We start from the raw sequence: 17,093 nt of genomic DNA, 5'->3' as shown, positions 1-17,093 counted from the left end.
GTCTGTCAGCGGGGAGAGAATGGTCGGATTGGCCTGCGCGGCGGGATCGGCGCGCGTGCTCCGCTAGATCACGCGTCGACCACGTTCTGCAGCCAGAGTTCGACGTTCATGTACATCCAGACCTTCTTGCCGTAGAAATCGTGGTCGAGATTCTGCGGGGTCGAGAGAAACCGCTCCATCCGGCGCGGATCGAAGATTCCCCTTCGCGTGGCTGCGGGGTCGAGCAGGACTGCCTTGGCCTCATCGAGCATTCCGGCACGCATCCAGTCGTCGAGCGGCGTGGGAAAGCCCATCTTCTTTCGCTGCGTCAGCTCGCGCGGCAGGTAACGCCCGGCCAACGAGCGCAGCAGCGTCTTGGTGGTGTCCAGGCTCTCGGAAGCCGAGAAGGCGGGGGTGAGAAGGGACCGGGCCTGGGACCAGCGGCTGTTCCAGCGCATCTTGTACTTGACCGGCATCCGCACGAAGGTCTCGATCAGCTCGGAGTCCACGAACGGCACTCGTCCCTCGATACTCGCTGCCATGCCGATCGTGTCGACCTTGTCGAGGATCGCGCCGATGTGCAGATGCTGGAAGGCATGCAGCACCGAGTCGTACGGGTCACCGCCGCGGGTGCGGGCGAAGGAGGTCTCGAACGGCTCTCGGGTGGCGCGGTCGCCGTTGAGCGCGGCGCGGGTTTCGGCGGTGAACAGTTGGTGCTTCTCCTCGAACGGCACCCAGTTGTAGACCCGGTAGAAATGGTCGAGATGCGAGCGCACATCGAGATTGGCGAGAATCGACGTCTGGCTCGGGCCGTGCCCGGCGGCAAGCCGTCCGGCGGCCGCTGCGGGCAGGACCGTCTGCAGGGCCCTGATCTTCTTCCAGTCCAGCGGCGAGCGCATGACCCGCCCGTAACCGCCGAACAACTCATCCGCGCCGTCACCGCACAAGGCCACCGTGATCTCGTGCTTCATCAGTTTCGAGAGCTCGAGAACCGCGATCTCCTGCGGGATCGCCAGCGGCGCGTCACGCTGCCGGATGAGCGGGATCAGGCCCTCGCGGTACTCCTGTTGGCCGACCACGATGTGTTGGTGCTCGGTGCCGACCTCCTTCGCGACCGCTTCGGCGAACCGCCCCTCGTCATAGGCGCCGTCGCCGTAACCCACCGAGAAGGTCTTGATCGGCTGATCGCTCATCCGGGCCATCATCGCGACGATCAGGCTCGAATCGAGCCCGCCGCTGAGGTAGGCGCCCAGCGGGACCTCAGAGACCATGCACCTGCGTATCGACTTCTCCAGCAGATGGTCCGCGCGCTCGAGCCATTCGGCCTCCGAGAGGGAGTGGTCGATTTCGGGTACGGGAAGACTCCAGTACTGCCGGGCCCTCACCTCCTCGCCCTTGATCGTGAGCATGTGGCCGGGCAGGACCTTCTCCATGCCCTCGAAGTAGCCCACTCCCCACACAGGCTGGCGGAACGTCAAGTAACTCGAGATCCCGTCGAGGTCGGGAACTCGGTGGAAGTCCGGATGCGCGAAGATCGACTTCATCTCCGAACCAAAGACGATCTGAGAACCCAGCCGCGCCCAGTACAGGGGCTTGATTCCGAGCCGGTCCCGGGCGAGTATCAGCGTTTCGGCGCGAGGGTCGTGGATCGCGAAGGCGAACATGCCCACGAGCTCGTCGACGACCCGCTCACCCCACTGGAGGTAACCCTGCAGGATCGACTCGGTGTCGCTCGAGGTGCGAAACCGGCGGCCGAGCCCCTCTAACCGGGCCCGCAGTTCGCGGTAGTTGTAGACCTCGCCGTTGAAGACCAGGGCCACGCCGGTCGCCTCGTCGACCATCGGCTGGTGCCCGTGCGGAACGTCGATGACGCTCAGACGCTGAAAGCCGAACCCCACGGTCCCGCTCACATGCATGCCCGTCTCATCAGGCCCGCGATGAACGAGACAGTCTGTCATCGCCCTGAGTAGTTCGATGTCCTCGAACGGCTTTCCGTCAGTCTCGAAGACTCCTGCAACCCCACACATCGGTGCCTGCTCCCCTCTGGTGTATTCCGTTCCTCGTCAATCCCCTGGCGCTATTCGAAGCGTTGCTTGGCCAGCAGGTAATCGTCCCCGTCATCGATCTCGGCCCAGGACCCGCTCGCCACATCCACGAACGAGACCGGCACGCTCGCGCTGATCCCCTCGATGACGGTGGTGAAGTAGGCGTCCTGCCCGCGACCGGCGAGCATCTCCTCACGCACGGCATCGGCGAGCGCGTCCGACGCCCCCGCTCGGACGGTCATCAGACCCACGTAGTTCCCGTCGGACTCGGCCGGGGCGATGTGGTTGCCCATCTCGACCACGCCGTCGCCCGCACGCCTAACCCGCATCGTGCCGGCCAGCCTCGAGGTCTGGTCAACCAGCAGATTTACGCCGCGAAGCCCGGACCACAGATCCGCCACGGCCTGGTCGGACACGATGACGTCCCCGAACAAGACCGCGCAGTCGCGCCCGCGCAGCAGGTCAGCGTTCGCCGCCAGAGTCCAGAGGTTGTTGGTGCGCTCGAACCCCTCGTAGTAGTGCAGAGTCGCGCGATCTCCGACCTCCTTCAAGATCTGATCAGCCTCGTACCCGACGACGACATGCACGTCGTCCACACCGTTCGCAATGAGCTGACTTAGCATCCGCGAGAGCAGCGTCCTGCCGCCAACCTGAATCAAGCACTTGGGTTGCCCTTCGGTAATACCGCGGGCACGAGTACCCCGACCTGCGCAGAGCAGGACGGCACGACGATCTGTCACCTGTTATTCCCCGTAAGTACGGCGCCTCTTAGTGAGCGGTACATCACTGTACTGACTGGCGGGGAGTCCGTAAAGGCCCATTCTTCGACCACTGATTTATGGCACTTCGGCTGATTGAGGACCTCTGCCCGACTATCAGACCTCATGCTGTCTTCGTGCGTGGCTGTATGCACAGCAGCCAAGTAAGATCACGCCACGGCAGCGGCTGAGGCTTTCTCAGCGAAATGATCTACGCGAAGTGGTGTGAAGCGCCGGCTCGGGTGCGAGTCGAATTGGTCGAATCCGAGTGCAAGCAGACGTGAATCCCCTGGTAGGACAGGTCTCACCACAAGATCATGTCCGCAACCACCAGAGGCTTCACGTTGGTCACCTATGTTGCCACGCTTGACGTCCCGCGCCACGTGGTGGAGTACCTCGCCCGGCTGCCGGCCGCCCACCGCCGTGGGATCGGCACTCCGGGGGGCTCGCGGGCGCCGGGGCCGTTCCGGCAGGCCGTGCTGGTGCTGCGCTGGTTCCGCGAGCGGGGCTGCGTGCACTGCCTGGCCCGCGACGCCGGCGTCTCCCAGGCCACCGGCTACCGCTACCTCCACGAAGGCATCGACGTCCTGGCCGACCAGGCCCCCGACCTGCACGAGGTCCTTCACCGCTGCCGACGCCAGGGCAGTCCCACGTGATCCTCGACGGCACACTCGTCGAAACGGACCGCTTCGCCGGCGTCCGGGAGAACGGCAACGACCTGTGGTTCAGCCAGAAGCACAAGGCGTTCGGGGGCAACGCGCGGTTCCTCGCGGCCCCTGACGGCACCCCGCTGTGGGTCTCCGACGTCGAGCCCGGCTCCACCCCCGACATCACCGCCGCCCGCATCCACGCGCTCCCCGCGCTCCACAAGGCAGCGGCCGACGGCCTGCCGACCCTCGCGGACAAGGGCCACATCGGTGCCGGCATCGGCATCCACGTCCCGGTCCGCCGCCCCAAAGGCCACTCCGAACAGGCCCTGCAAGCCGACACCCGCACCACGAACAGCCTGATCAGAGGCATCCGCGCACTCGGAGAACGCGCCGCCCTCATCCTCAACAAAATCCGGAAATGATCACCGCTGAGAAAACCTCACTGCGCCGTGTAGCGCTCGCTACACACGTCGACACCCAACGAGAATCCTCAAACGCCTGACGCCGACCGGTCCGGCCCGGCGTAACGACCCTGTGGAATGAGAGGCCAGCAGCCACGGTGAACACCACGACCCCGCGAACGCTCACAACCGTCAGCTGGATCCACATCCGGAACGGTCGGCTGCTCAACGTCCGCAGCATCGGCCGGGATGCCTTCTACATGCCCGGCGGCAAGATCGAACCCGGTGAGGACTGAAGTAACCCCTGGATCTCCGACACGTTTGATCCATGCCGCGAGGGCGATTGGTTGACCACACCTCACGCGTGCTTGCGCGGGTGTCTGGAAAATCGCGTTGCCCTCGATGCGGCCGGCGGCGTGCGCCATACCGACCGCATCGATCACCAGGCTCGCGCCCATGTGTTCGGCCATCGACCAGCCCACCACCTCACGAGTACACAGGTCGATAACCGTGGCCAGATACAGCCAGCCCTCGGACGTGGGGTGAAGTAGGCCGCCAGCGAGGTGCCCGTGGTTCGGGTCCTTTTCCGACGGCCCCTTCCCGAACGGAACGTGCCCGTTTCCGGGCATCCCGCTCTCCAGAGGTCATTCCTTGAGCGGTTGGGAGATGCGTCCGGCGTGGATCGCGGTGTGGCAGTGGCGGCACACGGCCCAGGGCCCCGGCGTTCTCGCTCTTGGGACTGGTGTGGTGTGGCTTTCCCCGTTGTGACTGCCCGTCAGTATCCGAGTTGACGTACGGGCATGAATCCGCAGGATCGGAGGTTGCTGAGACCGTATCGATCGTGGAGGGTTCGTGCCCGCACGCCCATGTTCCCTCATCCCGCGCCTGCGCGGAAAACCCGCCGACCAGGTCGTCGAGCGGGCGCTGACCGGCAAACTGGCCGGCACATCGTGCCCAGCGAGAAGCGGGTGCGCACACTGGTCGCGGCCGTCGATCCCGGCGCACTGCTCGAAGCCGTCGGACGCTACGCGACCCACCGGCTCGGACGCGCCGGGACGCCCAAGATCCCCGCGCACGTCGCGGCCGAACGCGAGACGCACCGCCGGGCGAAGAGTGCGCGCGAGCGGGCGCCGGCGCGGCGAGTGCCGGCCGCGGACGGCAAGACGCTGCGCGGGTCCGGGCGCACCCGCCACCAGCGCACCCACCTCGTATTACGTACGTTCTTACCGTGGTTCCTCGTCTAGCGCCGGTGCTCGAAGCCCAACGGTCGGCGGCAGATGGACGTCTCGGCCAATTCGGCGAGCCTCCACCATCAGCAATTCGCCCCAATCCTCCCAAAGTCCTGCAATTCGAGGCGCAACCTTCGCGAGCGCAAACTGCGCGTCACTGAATGGCGTATGGATCCCGATTGCCGGGAGCGTCGTGACCGCCTCCCCGATCTGTACCGATGGAGTGGCGGGAGCTGCGACCGCGTCAAATTCGACGACCCCGCGCGCCACATCCGCTCGCACCATGGGCCACCAAGGCGCGTGGGCTTCGGCCTCGTGTCCTTGCCAATGCCTGAATCGTTCTAGCACCTCAGCGAAAGGCTTGCCCAACTCTTTCGCGCCGACATACAGCTCGATGTCGATGTGTTCATGCTTTACCAGAAACTGACGCAGATTCCGGTAGTTCGTGACTCTGTTGGCGCCGTGCTCTCGGGGCTGCGGCAGTTCGAGTGCCCAAGCGTCCTCCGCCCAGACGAACTGGGCGCCGTGTTGTTCAAGCCGAAAGCCGAGTTCGATGTCCTCCCCACCCCAGCCCTCAAAGGCGGTGTCGAATCCGCCCGCCGACCGAACAACAGTTGTTGGAACGGAGACGTTCGTTGTCCAGAACTGCCGCCAGGAGAGATCGCCGAACTTCATACGGGCAGCATCTTGCGTGCGGTCATCCTCATACCGCGGATCAGACGCTGCCAGCTCGAGTGCAACGTCGACTGGGCTATGGAGGATCACCTGGGCGCCGACGCTTGAGTCATCGAGATCGAGACGATATCCGCGCGTGTTCCCAATGACAGCGAGCGGGGAGGCTTCAAGCCCCGAAACAAAAGGTCGGTGGAGTAAGTAGTGCTGCTGAACGAACGACGGACTTGCTAACGCTCCGCAGTCAATCATGGCGATCACCGAGTACTGGGCAAGAGCGATTCCCATGTTACGGGCCGCTGCCACCCGATGGCCACGATCTGGTTGCCATGCATACCTGAGATCGAGCTGCCCGGCGTATCGGTCGACAATCTCGCGCGTGTTGTCGGACGAGCCATCATCGCAAACGATCACCTCAAACCGAACGTCATCGTCCGTTCGCTGCAGGCGGAGACTCTCGAGTGTGCTCGACAGCAATTCCGCGCGGTTGTAAGTCGGCACGATGACAGACATGCCCTGCATGGATCAATCCCCTCTTGCCTCTGCCATCGACCGTTCAACCGATCCATCGTTGACGTGGAAGTCCCGGAACTGACCGGTGTCAGAATTGCCCATCTCGCTGCACATCGGTTCCATCGAGGACCTCTACATGAGCCAAACACCAGTTCATCGCGAGACAGGTCAGCGCGTTATGTATCTGATTTCTCTCAAGAAGCGCCGGAACATCTTCCAGCTTCACCTCGAGGATCTTCAACATTTCTCCGTCGACCGTCTTGAACCAATAGCCGGTACTTATTTGCGGTTCGACCAATGCAAGGAATAACGACGTCTTTTCACCAGTGAAGCCCGGGGATATTACGAACTCGCACAGAGGCGTCGTTTGAAGAGATGTGAAGCCGGTCTCCTCTTCTAGCTCTCTCGCCGCAGCTTCTGTGGGTGTCTCTCCTTGATCTACGAAACCGGCGGGAAGTTCCACATCAGTCTTCCAGCCATGCTTCGCAAAGAGCGCCGGGCGAACCTGTTCAATAAGGTAAATCGTCCGAGTCTCACGACAATATGGGATAACGGCAGCCAGATCAGGAAGATCGATGCAATTCACCGACAGTGCATGCTCAGATATCGGAGAAGTATAAGTTACATTATACCTGGTTGTTTCCCTTGAAGCCGGCTCACTTGCCACATGCAGGATCTGTACATCGTCGATGCCATTGGTATCGTCCTTTACGTTGGCTGCCTCATGACGCGCGCTCACGATGCGCTAACCAAAATGGACTGCAACCAGTCATCAACCTCGTCTACGTTCATCTTGAGCTGTTCTGCGGGGCTCAGTTGCCGTCCGCCAAGGACGACACCCCGTTCGCCTGCTCGGAGCACTGCTTTGACATTGTCCAAAGATCCCAAGTGCTTCCTGACGAGTTCGGCCCCTTTTCGGTTGTGTGGTAGCCCGTATTTCTCGACTACGTGGACGAACCCCTTCAGTTTCTGCCACCAGACATTCGCATTACTGAGGGCGATCCAAGTCGTCTCCGCTTCGGAGTCAAGGGACACGATAGGAACGATCGCAAGATCGCTTCCCTTGCTCTTCACATACCCCAACATGTCGTAGTCGACGCAGAAGTCGAATACGTCGAGCCCTTCTAGCATGTCGATCAGGTATTCCCGCTCGAACATCTTGAACGGACATGTCACGTCTCGCAGTATCAGGTCGAATTCAAGAAGCTGACGTACACGCTTCAGTGTGTAGTTGGCGGTCGACTCGCTCTCTCGTGACTCCTGCCAATGCGAAACGCGCGTTGACCTGCGATCTCCGATTGCAACTCTCACGTCGCCGGCCAAAAGTGGCTGCAAAAGCAACCCGATTTGCCCCAGGCTGTTGCTGTTGTCGCAATCTGTGAACATGGCGTAGTCGTGGTTGTCTGCGGCCGCCCGCTCCAGGCCAAGTATGACAGCACCGCCTTTCACAGAGAGTTCGGCGCTTTTCAGCTTCTTCAGTGGAATATTTGGGGATGGCAGTGCATCGCGAAGGCGCAGCAGCTCGATTGAACCAAATCCCTCCTCCTCGATGATTGCTCGAGCGACTTCTAGACTTCCTTCGGGGCATTCATCATCGACCACGTAGAGTGTCCAGGAAACCGGACTGCCCTCGAACAGCCAGTTGAGCTCGGCAACCTTTGCTCTGAGGGCGTCCTCTCCTGCTGGATTCAGGTCTGTTCGCGGCTGTAGTCGCCGAGCCTCCTTCCAAACGGCAAAGACGATGCCGAGGCTCAATGGCTTAGCGATATTCCTCACGACTCTCTTCGAGGCCGCGAGATAAGCTACCAATTCCGCAAATATCCTGTCACCGTGGGCGAGTTCCAGGATGGCCTCGGGATCTGTGATGTTCTCGTCGACGGTTTTATCGGTTATCCGAAAGGCCTCAGTCCTGTAACTCCAGTCGCTGAGAAAGCGAATCAGATAGTCATTGTCAGGTTCGATTTTACTCGTACTGGCATCCATTGGAGCTTCTCCTTCAGTTGTTAGCCAGCCGATAGGACTTGGAAAGCCAGGCTTTTCCTGACCGGTGACAGCCGACATACGAATCTGGCATGTCTCCGCACTCCCACCATCAGCAGTATTTTCCACGGCTCATCGTCTTTCTCCTGGCGCAAGAACGAGACCAAGGCGGTATGACATCTCGACAACTGCCTCGTCATCGAACACGCCCGGTTCGCGAAGGTACCCGAGGAGCCGCGATGAGGTGGGCGACGTGCGGAGGATGAGCATATTCGGCCTGCCTTGCAGCGTCGATCCAGACGCACTCGACAGCGTTGGCTGCGGCCGTGGCCATGTCGAGCGCCTCATCAGCATTGGAGCCGGCGGCGATAATGTGGGCGCTGCGGTCGCGATTGGAATCGTGCGAGTACTGGATGTCGCCGACGTTGTTGTCGATGCGGGTCTCGACGCGGACCGCGAACTACTCCATAAAGACCTCTCCTTCAATCCCGGACGGAATCTGGTGACGTGCGGGCGGACGGCGCATACCTGCCTGAGGTCACCTCACATACCCGCATCGGTCGGAAGCCGCATCGCTTCACAAACCCAACCGGCCGCACAATCCCGGCCCGACCAACATCCAAGATCAACTATCCCGCTGAATACGTACGAGTAAGGGATTTACGGAAGCGCCTACCGGATCGAGCTGTCGAAAACGTACAGGTCCGGGTAACGCTTTCGCAACCCTTTCGCGGGCGGCCCGGGAAGCGTTACCACGCTGTTATCAGCAACCTGCACGGCAACGGACATCCCTCGCGCATCAGGCGCAAACGCAGCGGGGCGGCCCCCAGGGCTTCGGCGTAGTCGGAGGGCATTCGTTTTGTGATCATGTGAGGCCGAGGAGCGTGAGGGGTCGGCGGGCGTCGCGCGCGTTGTGGCGAAGACCGGCCGCGATGTTCGTGACGCCGCTCAGCCGCAGGGCGCCGACGGCGAGGTTGCGCCAGGTCGCCATCGCGCGGGGCGCGTTGCCGGTCCGCAGCTGGGAGGCGTCCTCGGCGAAGGTCGTGTCGCGGACGTGGTGCGGGGCTTCGGTCTTCCAGTGGTCCCGGATCAGCTGCGCGAGCCGGGCGGCGCCGGCCTGTTCGGCGGTCAGGCTGGTCACCGCGTAGACGGTGGCGATGGTGGTCCTGGCGGTCTTGCGGTCGGTACGGCGGCGCTTGATCTGGACGGCCTGGCAGGCGCCGGGGAAGAGCGGGTTGTTCACGGTCGCGGCCTTGATCCGGCGGATCTCGGCACGCCCGTGGCCGGTGCCGCGGGTGCGGCTCTGGAGCGGGCTGTCCTGCCCGGGAAGGGACTTGAGCTGCTTGCGCGGCTTCTTCTGGTTGCCCTTGACGATCGCGATGCAGTGGGCGGCGCGACCCAGGAGGTAGCCGGCGTGCGCGCGCCGGGTGTGCAGGGCGTCGCTGGTGACCACCGTCCCGGCGAGGCCGGCGACGGTATCCAGCAGTGGCTGGAAGCAGGTGGTCTCACCGGTCTTCCCGCCGACGGCGGGCTGGGCCAGGACCAGCCCGGTGGTGTGCTCCACCGCCGCGAGCAGGTGGACCTTCCGTCCCCGGGCCCTGGCCGCGCCGCGCGGGGACTTGCCGTCGACGGACAGGCCGCGCAGTCCCGCGCGCACGAGCCGGCGATCGGCGCGTCGGCCGCCCACCGCCCGGTCCAGGGCGTCCGCGTCGATGCGGGCCAGCAGTCGGCGGACCGTCGCGTCCGCCGGCAACAGCCGCCGTGGCAGCACCGGATCGGGCCGCGCAGCGAGCCGTTCCAGCACATGCGGCGGTGCGTCCGCGATCCACTCGCCGACCGCCGGCAGGGAAGTCGCCCCCGCCAGCATCGCGCACGCGGTCAGGGCGAGGACGACCGCCAGTGCGTGCCGCACGCCGCGCGGGTCGCGCGGGTCCGGCACCTGAGCCAGCCGCTCCAGCAGGCCGGGTACCTCCCCGGGCCCGACGCCGGGTCGCTCGCGGAGCTGGTCAAGGGCAGGCGGGATCAGCGGTGATGCGTCGGCAGGAACGGTCTCCCAGGCAGGTCACGGGGCGTAGAGAACTCCATGATCTTGGAAGCCCGTGCCTGCCCTGCTCCCACCCCCACCACCCAACGAACCGTCACGAAGCGGACGCCTTCCGACTACGCCGAAGCCCTGGCCGACAGCCCGCGTCACGGTAGGGTTTCGCACTGGCAGCTGCCGATCCGGAGATCAGATCATCTCAAAAGGTCGACTACGGGAGTGCATGTGAAGACCTTGTTGACGTATCGGCTGCGCGCGGCCGGGCAGCTGCTGTTCCTGCTCCGCCATGCCGGGGTGGGGCTCGTCGCGGTGACGGTGTTAGTGCACCTGATCGCAGGCCTGTCGATTCCGTTCGTGATCCTCGGCAGCGGGGTGGTCGTGTCGGCCGCGACCGGGCACGGTGGGTCGCTTGTGGCCGGGGTTGTGCTGGTGGCGGTCGGGCTTGTCGTGCAGCAGCTGACCGCGCCGTTGCAGGTCGCGCTGACCTCGAGCGTGCGATTGCGGGTGGATGCCTTCGCCTCGCAGCGGCTGATCGACTCTGTGGGTGCGGCGACGAATCTGCGCGCGGTCGAGCAGCCTGGGGTCGTCGAGCATGTCGCCGACGCGAACTCGACCCTCGACCAGAGCGCGAGGACGCCGGGCGGTGCCTCCGCTGGGGCGCTCGCGCTGATCGCCAGGTACACGGCGCTGGCGGGCATCCTGGTGCTGCTGGCGGTCCTCACGTCGGTGCCGATCGCGGTGCTGGGGCTGGCGATCGCGCTACTGAACCGGCTCTGCCAGACTTATGCCTTTTCGCTATGGTCCTCGACCACGGTTCGCCTCAGTCGGATCCGCCGTCGCTCGCTGTACCTGCGCAACCTCATGATCGACCCGCTCTCGGCCAGGGACATCCGGATGCTGCGCCTGACCGGGTGGCTCGAGCGGCGGTACCGCTCAGAGGCGATGCGCTATCTGCGGGTGCTGTGGCGCACCAGGCGGCGCGTCTACGGCCCGTCGGCGCTGTACTGCGCGATCGCGACGATGGTCGGCTCCAGCGTCCTGCTGGCGGTGGCGCTGACCGCCGTCGGCGGCCATGGCGGGGTCTCGCCCGGGGCGATCGCGATCGTGCTGCAGGCCGGGCTCGCGTGCGTGATGTTCGGCAGCTTCTTCCCCGAGGCCGATCTTCAGATGCAGTACGGACGGCTGGCGTGGGAATCCATTCTCGCCACGGAGCAGGCACTGCGCACCGGCCCGATCGCAGCCGCCGAGGCGCAGGAACGGGCGGATGCCGCGCCGGCCGCGGTGGGTGACGGGGGCCCGGTCGAGATCACCTTCGACGACGTGGTCTACGGCTACAAGCCCGGCACCGACGTGCTGCGCGGCGTGTCGCTTCGGCTGGAAGCAGGGAAGTCGACAGCGATCGTCGGAGTGAACGGCGCGGGGAAGTCGACACTCGTGAAACTGCTGGCCGGCTTCTACGCGCCCTCGGCCGGGCGGGTCGCGGTTGACGGCGCTGAGTTGACGCCCGACGAGCGGCTCGCGTGGCAGCGGCACGTCGCGATCGTGTTCCAGGACCACGCCCGCTACGAGCTGACACTGCGGCAGAACGTGGCGATGCAGGCGTCCGGTGGCGACGGCGACGATACCGAGATGATCCGGGCACTGCGCGACGCTGGGCTCGGGGATGCCGTCGATGCGCTGCCGCGCGGGCTCGACACGCCACTGTCACGACTGCTGCCCGGCGGCACCGACCTCTCCGGCGGGCAATGGCAGCGGCTCGCTCTCGCCCGCGCGCTGTTCGCGGTGCGGCACGGCGGCCGGGTACTCGTGCTCGACGAGCCGACCTCGCAGATGGACGCCCGCGGCGAGGCTGAATTCTATGAACACTTCCTCGAAGTCACCCGTGGTATCACGACGCTCGTCATCTCGCACCGCTTCTCGTCGGTACGGCGGGCCGACACGATCGCCGTGCTGGATGGCGGCCGGATCACGGAGCTCGGCTCGCACGCCGAGCTCGTCGCGCACCGTGGCACCTACGCGCGCATGTACACGGCGCAGTCCTCCCGGTACGCGCTGAGCGGGGGAGCGCGATGAAGCGGACCCTGAACGCAATTCGCGTCATCCTCGCCCTGTCCTGGTCAATCGACAAGAGGCGCCTCGTCATCGGCGCAGGCCTGCTGCTCCTCGGCAGCATCGCTCAGCCGGGTGTGGCGATATTCGTGCGCGGGCTCACCAACGCGACCATCGCCGGCCGCCCAGCCCTCGTGCTCTCCGCACTCGCGGCGGGCTTAGCGCTGTGCATCACGGGCCAGCTCATGCTGGCCCACTTCGGACACCTGTGGTACTTCGAGTTGGGCGAGCTGGATGAGATCGAGCTGAGCAGCCGGGTGTCGCGAGCCATCCACAACGACCAGCCGCTAGACGAAATCGAGTCCGCCGAGGTCGCCGACAAGATCGAACTGCTGCGGCAGGACATCACGAGCATCCGCATCACGCTGGAGGCGACGATCAGCCTCGGCGCGGTCGCGATCCAGCTCTTCATCACCTGCGTCCTGCTCGCCACGGTCAACCCGCTGCTGCTGCTGCTCGTGCTCGCCGCCGCCGTGCCGGTACTCACGACGAGCGCGTCGGAGAAGCCCGTGCAGGACGCGCGGAAGGATGCCGCCGTGTTCTCGCGGCGCATCCGAAACCTGCGGGATGCCGCGACCACCCCCGACCGGGTCAAGGAGATCCGCCTCGGCGGCGGCGCCGAGCGGGTGCGCGCCCTGCACGGTGACGCACAGGACAGCCTCGCAGCGGCGATGGCCGCCGGGTACCGCCGCTACTACGGAATCCGCCTGCTCGGCCAACTTCCGTTCGCGCTGTGCCTGCTCGGGGCGATCGCCTACACCGCGTACCTGACGCTGCACGGGCACTCAAACGCGGGCGAGCTCGTCATGGTGCTCGCCCTGACGACCCAGGTCGGCGGCCAGGTCGCCAATGCGCTGCAGCAGCTCAACACGGTCGGCCTGTCGGCGACCGGGCTGGAGCGCATCGAGGAGCTGCGTCTGATCAGCGCCGACCACAGTGAGGCCGGCGCTGCGCGCGAGCTACCCGCCCGCCTCGCCTCGGGGCTGCGGCTCGACGGCATCGGCTACCGCTACCCCGGCAACACCGAGCCGAGCCTGACCGGCATCAGCCTGGACATCCCGGCCGGCACATCGGTCGCCGTCGTCGGGGAGAACGGCGCGGGTAAGAGCACGCTGATAAAGCTCGTCCAGGGGCTCTACCGACCGAGCACCGGGCGCATAGAGATCGACGGCATGCTCCTTGATGAGCTGGCGCCGGAGGACTGGCACCGGGCGTCCGCCGCCCTGTTCCAAGACTCCGTGCGCTTCGCCTTTACAGCGCGCGAGAGCATCGGTGTCGGTGACATCGACCGCATCGACGACCCGACCGCAATAGAGGCCGCCATCGACCGGGCGCACGCGCGTTCGGTGACCGACCGCATCGGTGACCTCGGCACCTACCTCGGCCGCGACTACCGCGATGGCGAAGAGCTCTCTGGCGGCCAGTGGCAGACTATCGGCCTCGCCCGCTCCCTTGTGAAGGACAGCCCGCTCGTGCTCACCCTCGACGAGCCGGGGCACTCGCTCGACCCGGAATCCGAACTTCGCATGATCGACGCCTACGAGAGCGCCGCCCGCGACTTCGCCACACGCACCGGCGCAATTACGTTCTACGTGACCCACCGGCTCTCCAGCGTGAGGTCGGCCGATCTCGTGCTCGTGCTGCGCCACGGGTGCGTCGACGCCGTCGGCACGCATGACGAGCTCATCGATCAGGGCGGCTACTACGCCGAGCTATTCACTATGCAGGCCGCCGCCTACACCGACGAGCCCACGGGTTAGCCGCGCCTTGGAGGCAGACTCCCTGAGCTCTGATGGCGGGCAGCGGTAGCGCTCAGCGCTCATGGAGTCGACACGGTTCTCAACACACGCTTGGCTTATGCTGCCGTTGTCATGCGTTCCTGCCAGGCGCGACGCGTTTCGGTCGGCGTCTTTTAACCGAGGATGGAACGTAGGTAGCGTCGGCCCGGAGCGCGGTGCTGGCGTCACCGTCAGTCTGTTTCCCCAGGCCGCTCGCCGAGTGAAGTAGGCCGCCGGCGAGGTGCCCGTGGTTCGGGTCCTTTTCCGACGGCCCCTTCCCGAACCGGACGGGCGGGTTTCCCTCGCATCCGGATCTCCAGTGCTCTACGTCCGGGTGGTGGCTGTGGCGCTGCCCTTGCCGAATACCTCATCCATGCGGGTGGGATGGCCTTTCGCTGTCGACCGCAGGCGCTCAGGCAGGCGCTGCCGCGCGGTGGTGGCGAGTGCGGCATGATGAGCGGTCGTGCTGCTGAAACTGGCGTACCTGGGCTTGACGAACACGTTCGCGCTGCTGCGGCTGCTGCCGATGAGCGACCGCGAGAAGGACATCGAGATCCTGGCCCTTCGCCATCAGATCGCCGTCTGGAAAGACAGCTGAACGGACAACAGGTCCGGTTCCACGCCATCGACCGGGCCTTGCTCGCGTCGCTGCTCCAGGGTCTTCCACGGGAAGCGCTGCGCCGGATGCGGCTGCTGGTGCGGCCCGACACGGTGCTGCGCTGGCACCGCGACCTGGTCGCCCGCCGACATGCTGCCGGTCCAGGCCCAAACGCGGAGGCCGGCCCTGCACTGTGCACGGCGAACTGCTCGTGCTCGGGGTTCCCCCAGCTGTTCGACGATGTGCTCAAGGACGCGGGAATCGAGGTCGTGCTCAGCGGTGTTCGGATGCCCAGAATGAACTCGATCATGGAGCGGTGGGTGCAGACCCGCAGACGAGAACTACTGGACCGCACGCTGATCTGGGACCAGCCACACCTCCTGCACGCCCTGCGCGAGTTCGAGACGTTCTACAACGGGCACCGGCCGCACCAAGGCATCGCCGACGCCCGCCCACTCCACGCACTGCCCGATCCGATCGAAGACCCCGGCCGAATCGCCCACCTGGACATACGACGACGAGCACGACTCGGCGGCATCCTCCACGAATACCAGCATGCCGCCTGAACTGCATGGATGAGGTATTCGGCAAGGGCAGGTCCCCAAGTGGTCCCCAGAGTCATTCCTTGGCGCACTTGACCGGGTCAAGTTCTCGCCGTCCGCACTCTCCAGGCTTTCATGAAAAGAGCCTCTGACCTGGGCTTTCACCCAGATCAGAGGCTCCGACATCGCTGTCGGGACGACAGGATTTGAACCTGCGACCCCTTGACCCCCAGTCAAGTGCGCTACCAAGCTGCGCCACGTCCCGATGCCTCGCTGCCCTGGGCCTTGCGGCTTCCGGCTTTGGGGCTTGTCTCCGGTGTCCCGGCGACGTGGAAAACAATACAGCACGTCGGGGGGTGCTCGCTGCCGGGAGCGGGTCGGTGGGGTGGCGGGTCAGGGGGTGGGGTGGCGGGCGTCGTAGCGGGCGAAGCCGGGCCAGCGGGCGGTGAGGAGCAGGATGGCGGCGACGCAGGCCAGGCCGCCGCTGACGACGGAGAACGCCGGGTTGGTGAGGGAGGCGACGGTGCCCGATTCGAAGTCGCCGAGGCGGGGGCCGCCGGCGACGACCACGGTGAAAACGCCCTGGAGGCGGCCGCGCATGTCATCGGGGGCGCCGACCTGCATCATCGTGTTGCGGAAGATCATGCTGACCGTGTCGGCGCAGCCTGCGAGCGCGAGCAGCAGCAGCCCCAGCCAGAGGTTGCGGACCAGGCCGAAGCCCGCGATGGCCAGGCCCCAGGCCAGGACGGCGCTGATCACGGCCAGCCCATGGCGGTGGACCCGTCCGACCCAGCCGGAGAAGAGGGCGCCGGCCAGGGCGCCGACGGCGGGGGCGGAGACCAGCAGGCCGACGGTGCGCGCGTCGCCGCCGTAGAAGCCGACCGCGAGGGCCGGGAAGAGGGCGCGGGGCATGCCGAAGATCATCGCGGCCAGGTCGGCGAGGAAGCTGGTGCGCAGGTTGGGCCGGTCGCGCAGGAAGCGCAGGCCGTCGAGGACGGAGGCGCGGCCCTTGCGTTCGCCCAGCGGCAGCATGGCGGGCAGCCGCCACATGGCGTAGAGGGTGGCGCTGAAGGCGAGGGCGTCGACCAGGTAGGCAGCCTGGTAGCTCCAGATGCCGATCAGGACACCGCCGACCATGGGGCCGACGGTGAGGCCGAGGTTCATGCTGACGGTGGCGAGGGCGTTGGCGGCGGGCAGCTGGTCGGCCGGTACCAGGCGGGGCACCATCGAGGACCGCGCCGGGGAACTCACCGCGAAGCAGACCGCCTGGAGGGCCACGGCGGCGTAGAGCACGGCGACGTGCTGGAGGCCCAGGGCCGCCTGGGCGGCGAGCACCACCGAGACCAGGGCGAGGCCGGCCGAGCCGAGCAGGCCGAGTTTGCGGCGGTCGACGGTGTCCGCGACGGCGCCGCCGTACAGGCCGAAGACGACCAGCGGGACCAGCGAGAACAGGCCGACCAGGCCGGTGGCGAAGCTGGAGCCGGTGAGCGCGTAGACCTGGACCGAGACCGCCACCGCCGTCATCTGCTGGCCGACCGAGGAGACGGTCTGGCCGAACCACACCCGGCGGTAGTGCGGGCTGGTCCGCAGCGGGGTGATGTCGGCCAGGGCGCCCCGGGCGAGGCGCCGCAGGCGGCCGGACGGGGTGGGCGCGGGAGGGAGGGGGGAGGGCTCGGGGTCGGCGGCTATGGGAGGGCTGGGCGGTGGGAGGGGGGAAGGGCCGGGAACGGGTTCAGCGGGTGTGGGAGGGGTGGGTGTCGGCACGGGGTTCCGTATTCGTGACGAGGTCCGGCGGAGG

13 protein-coding genes, 1 tRNA gene and 3 pseudogenes are annotated in these 17,093 nt (G+C 65.8%); 7 read left to right on the top strand and 10 right to left on the bottom strand.

The window, feature by feature from the left end:
* Positions 1 to 68: 68 nt before the first annotated feature.
* The gene (gene asnB / locus ACIQGZ_RS22720; RefSeq protein WP_402604537.1) at positions 69 to 2,006 is read right to left on the bottom strand and encodes an asparagine synthase (glutamine-hydrolyzing); all 1,938 of its coding nucleotides are present in this window, start codon (positions 2,004 to 2,006) and stop codon (positions 69 to 71) included.
* 50 nt (positions 2,007 to 2,056) lie between these two features.
* The gene (locus ACIQGZ_RS22715; RefSeq protein ID WP_402604535.1) at positions 2,057 to 2,764 is read right to left on the bottom strand and encodes an NTP transferase domain-containing protein; all 708 of its coding nucleotides are present in this window, start codon (positions 2,762 to 2,764) and stop codon (positions 2,057 to 2,059) included.
* Between the two features lie 335 nt (positions 2,765 to 3,099).
* Here ACIQGZ_RS22715 and ACIQGZ_RS22710 point away from each other — a divergent pair, with 335 nt between their 5' ends.
* The 3 genes from ACIQGZ_RS22710 (at position 3,100) to ACIQGZ_RS22700 (ending at position 4,129) form a co-directional block, all read left to right on the top strand.
* Positions 3,100 to 3,438 carry a hypothetical protein gene (locus ACIQGZ_RS22710; RefSeq protein ID WP_402604533.1) on the top strand — a complete coding sequence of 113 codons (339 nt, stop codon included), beginning with the start codon at positions 3,100 to 3,102 and terminating at the stop codon, positions 3,436 to 3,438.
* A complete protein-coding gene (locus ACIQGZ_RS22705) occupies positions 3,435 to 3,854 on the top strand; it encodes a transposase family protein (RefSeq protein WP_402604530.1) in 420 nt (139 codons plus the stop codon). The genes ACIQGZ_RS22710 and ACIQGZ_RS22705 overlap by 4 nt, the downstream gene beginning before the upstream one ends.
* Before the next feature lie 137 nt (positions 3,855 to 3,991).
* Entirely contained in the window at positions 3,992 to 4,129 is a 138-nt protein-coding gene (locus ACIQGZ_RS22700) for a hypothetical protein (protein ID WP_402604798.1), read from the top strand.
* Positions 4,130 to 4,210: 81 nt separating this feature from the next.
* On the opposite strand, the pseudogene ACIQGZ_RS22695 reads toward ACIQGZ_RS22700, so the two are convergent.
* Positions 4,211 to 4,375, bottom strand: a pseudogene (locus tag ACIQGZ_RS22695) (DDE-type integrase/transposase/recombinase); the annotation flags it as partial.
* A gap of 408 nt (positions 4,376 to 4,783) precedes the next feature.
* Here ACIQGZ_RS22695 and ACIQGZ_RS22690 point away from each other — a divergent pair.
* Complete coding sequence (locus ACIQGZ_RS22690) at positions 4,784 to 5,077, top strand: hypothetical protein (RefSeq protein WP_402604527.1); 294 nt, start codon at positions 4,784 to 4,786, stop codon at positions 5,075 to 5,077.
* Here the strand turns inward: ACIQGZ_RS22690 and ACIQGZ_RS22685 are convergent.
* The 5 genes and pseudogenes from ACIQGZ_RS22685 to ACIQGZ_RS22665 all read right to left on the bottom strand — a co-directional run.
* Positions 5,057 to 6,247, bottom strand: coding sequence for a glycosyltransferase (locus ACIQGZ_RS22685; protein WP_402604526.1), 1,191 nt, complete (start codon positions 6,245 to 6,247; stop codon positions 5,057 to 5,059). The two genes, ACIQGZ_RS22690 and ACIQGZ_RS22685, sit on opposite strands and share 21 nt — an antisense overlap.
* An 88-nt stretch (positions 6,248 to 6,335) precedes the next feature.
* Complete coding sequence (locus ACIQGZ_RS22680; protein ID WP_402604524.1) at positions 6,336 to 6,986, bottom strand: NUDIX domain-containing protein; 651 nt, start codon at positions 6,984 to 6,986, stop codon at positions 6,336 to 6,338.
* Positions 6,983 to 8,230: a glycosyltransferase gene (locus tag ACIQGZ_RS22675; protein ID WP_402604522.1), complete on the bottom strand. Its 1,248-nt coding sequence runs from the start codon at positions 8,228 to 8,230 to the stop codon at positions 6,983 to 6,985. The genes ACIQGZ_RS22680 and ACIQGZ_RS22675 overlap by 4 nt, the downstream gene beginning before the upstream one ends.
* 193 nt (positions 8,231 to 8,423) lie before the next feature.
* Positions 8,424 to 8,663 carry a hypothetical protein gene (locus tag ACIQGZ_RS22670; protein ID WP_402604782.1) on the bottom strand — a complete coding sequence of 80 codons (240 nt, stop codon included), beginning with the start codon at positions 8,661 to 8,663 and terminating at the stop codon, positions 8,424 to 8,426.
* A 588-nt stretch (positions 8,664 to 9,251) separates the two neighbouring features.
* A pseudogene (locus ACIQGZ_RS22665) lies at positions 9,252 to 10,139 on the bottom strand (ISAs1 family transposase); the annotation flags it as partial.
* 348 nt (positions 10,140 to 10,487) lie between these two features.
* Between ACIQGZ_RS22665 and ACIQGZ_RS22660 the strand changes: the two are divergent.
* From ACIQGZ_RS22660 to ACIQGZ_RS22650, 3 genes and pseudogenes are all read left to right on the top strand, one after another.
* Complete coding sequence (locus tag ACIQGZ_RS22660; RefSeq protein ID WP_402604519.1) at positions 10,488 to 12,341, top strand: ABC transporter ATP-binding protein; 1,854 nt, start codon at positions 10,488 to 10,490, stop codon at positions 12,339 to 12,341.
* The gene (locus tag ACIQGZ_RS22655) at positions 12,338 to 14,137 is read left to right on the top strand and encodes an ABC transporter ATP-binding protein (RefSeq protein ID WP_402604517.1); all 1,800 of its coding nucleotides are present in this window, start codon (positions 12,338 to 12,340) and stop codon (positions 14,135 to 14,137) included. The genes ACIQGZ_RS22660 and ACIQGZ_RS22655 overlap by 4 nt, the downstream gene beginning before the upstream one ends.
* 481 nt (positions 14,138 to 14,618) lie before the next feature.
* Positions 14,619 to 15,319: pseudogene (locus ACIQGZ_RS22650) on the top strand (integrase core domain-containing protein).
* 167 nt (positions 15,320 to 15,486) lie between these two features.
* On the opposite strand, the gene ACIQGZ_RS22645 reads toward ACIQGZ_RS22650, so the two are convergent.
* Positions 15,487 to 15,560, bottom strand: a tRNA-Pro gene (locus ACIQGZ_RS22645).
* A gap of 128 nt (positions 15,561 to 15,688) precedes the next feature.
* Positions 15,689 to 16,984: an MFS transporter gene (locus ACIQGZ_RS22640; protein ID WP_402604779.1), complete on the bottom strand. Its 1,296-nt coding sequence runs from the start codon at positions 16,982 to 16,984 to the stop codon at positions 15,689 to 15,691.
* Positions 16,985 to 17,093: the final 109 nt, after the last annotated feature.

It is taken from the genome of Streptomyces sp. NPDC092296 (assembly GCF_044755465.1).
Classification (GTDB): Bacteria; Actinomycetota; Actinomycetes; order Streptomycetales; family Streptomycetaceae; genus Peterkaempfera.
This window is presented reverse-complemented; position numbering and strand designations above follow the sequence as displayed.